The organism is Mesorhizobium sp. M7A.F.Ca.CA.004.06.1.1 (assembly GCF_003999135.1).
Taxonomy (GTDB): Bacteria; Pseudomonadota; Alphaproteobacteria; order Rhizobiales; family Rhizobiaceae; genus Mesorhizobium.
The window spans coordinates 1-1,863 of record NZ_RZPQ01000960.1 but is presented as its reverse complement, the minus strand read 5'-3'; the positions used below and the strand labels follow the sequence as shown (position 1 = coordinate 1,863).

At 66.1% G+C, this 1,863-nt stretch carries 1 protein-coding gene and 1 pseudogene; one reads left to right on the top strand and one right to left on the bottom strand.

The window, feature by feature from the left end:
- Positions 1–1,116: pseudogene (locus tag EN906_RS39070) on the bottom strand (SPOR domain-containing protein); the annotation flags it as partial.
- Positions 1,117–1,221: 105 nt separating this feature from the next.
- On the opposite strand from EN906_RS39070, the gene EN906_RS39065 reads away from it, so the two are divergent.
- Positions 1,222–1,755: a hypothetical protein gene (locus tag EN906_RS39065; protein WP_348629299.1), complete on the top strand. Its 534-nt coding sequence runs from the start codon at positions 1,222–1,224 to the stop codon at positions 1,753–1,755.
- Positions 1,756–1,863 lie beyond the last annotated feature (108 nt).

Here is a 1,863-nt window from a genome sequence, read left to right as displayed (position 1 = left end):
ATCCTGCAGCACCTGCGCAATGCGGTCCTCGGACTTGGGCGCGGGCGCCGTATTGTCGGCAGAAGCGTTGTCGGCCGAAGCGGCGCCGGCCATCGGCGCGGCATTGCCGACATCGGTTCCAGCGGCGGCTGCATTCTGGTCCGGCGAAAGGTCGATGGCGCGGGCCGGATCTTTCGCCTGGACGTCCACTGGCTCTTCGACGTTGGTGACCAGCTTTTCCTGGACCGGCTCGGCTGGCTTGGCGCCCCTGACCGCGTCGTAGACCTTGTTGTCCTGATTGGGCACCACGGCGCCGCCCGGATTCTCCGGCTTGACCTTGATCGGCGCGTTGTCGGCCTTGACGATGACAGGCGCTTCGCTGCCGCCCTTGCCGCCAAAGGACAGCGCAAAGGCCCCGAGACCGCCCGCGACCGCGACCGCGCCGACAATCGCGGCGATGAACAGTCCGCGTCCGCGCGTCGGCCTCCCGGCCTCACGCTCGCCGAGACCCGGAACAGCCATAGCCTCGTCGAGTTCGGGATCGTAGTCGAGTTCATCGACAGTAAAATCATCGGCTTGCGAAACCGGCTGGCTCCCTGGCAGGCCGTCGAGGTCGAAGCCGGAGGCGTCGGCATAACCCGTGGGCGCCGCCGCGCGGGCGGACATGTCCATCGGCCGCGCGGCATAGGTCCGCGCTTCCGGCTCATAGCCCGGCTTGAGCCCGTCGTAGCCCGGCTTGACCCCGTCATATGCCGGCTTGAGGCTGTCATAGCCCGGCTTGAAGCCCGCGGCATAGGAGTCATCATCGTAAGACGCGCTGGCCACATTGCTCGTGGGAACAGGAGCGACCTCCACCGCGTTCATCTCGGAGAGAAGGCTGGAGAACTCCGCATCGAGATCGTCGTAGCCAGACGACGCCGGCTGGTCTTCCTCGAAGTGCAGTTCGGGAATATCGAGATCGTCGGCTAGCGCGACGACACGCTCGGGTACATCGACCGTTTCGACGTCGGGCATGTCTTCGTAATGCGCAGGCTGGCGCGATTGGGGCGCCGGCACCGGGGCAGCGGGAGCCACGGTCTCGACCGGCTCGGACGAACGGTAGGACGTCATGGCGGCGACTGCCGGCGCGGCGGCCACGGATGCCACCGAAGCGGCCGGCTGAGCAAACGCAGGCTGAGCACTGAATGACGGCTGCTGCGGAACCGGCGTCACGCGGCTCCACGAACGCGTCGGCTCTGCCGGTTGGGAACGCTCCGCAAGCCAATCGAGAGAATCCGCCGAATTGTCCCGGTCAGTGGCTTCGTCACGCGGATCAAGATCCTTGGGCAAAGCCGCGTCGAACGCATCATCGTCGAAATCGACATCGCCAGCCGTGTGCCAAGTCGTATCCTGGAGTTCATCAAGCATAAGGTCGTCAATATCCGCATCGGCCGCTTGGGCCGTGCCAACATGCCGGTCCTGCTCAGGCGCGGGTTCGTCAAGATCCCAGTCGAGGTCGCCGACAAGATCGGCCGGTTCCTCGGCGGGCTCGGCAACAGGCGGCAGGGCGGCGACAGCCGGCTGAGCCGTGACGGGCTCACTGGCGACCAGCGCCGTGCGCGCCGTCATGGCACCCAGCAGCGCATTCAACTCGTCTTCCAGGCTCCGTTCGTCCGCGGCCGGGGCATGCGCCGCCGGCGCAACATGAGCCTCTGGCGCCGCCGGCTGGACCGTAGCGGCAGCAACCTCGGCGACCGGCTCTTCGGCCGTTTCGGCAAACGCGTCGTCCAAACTTAGGTCGAAAGCATCGTCCGAAATGCCTTCAGGGATGGGAATGTCGCCGTTCGCGTCAGTGATATCGACAAGCGCATCATGCGAGTGCGGCTCGTGGAAGGCATTCGGCTA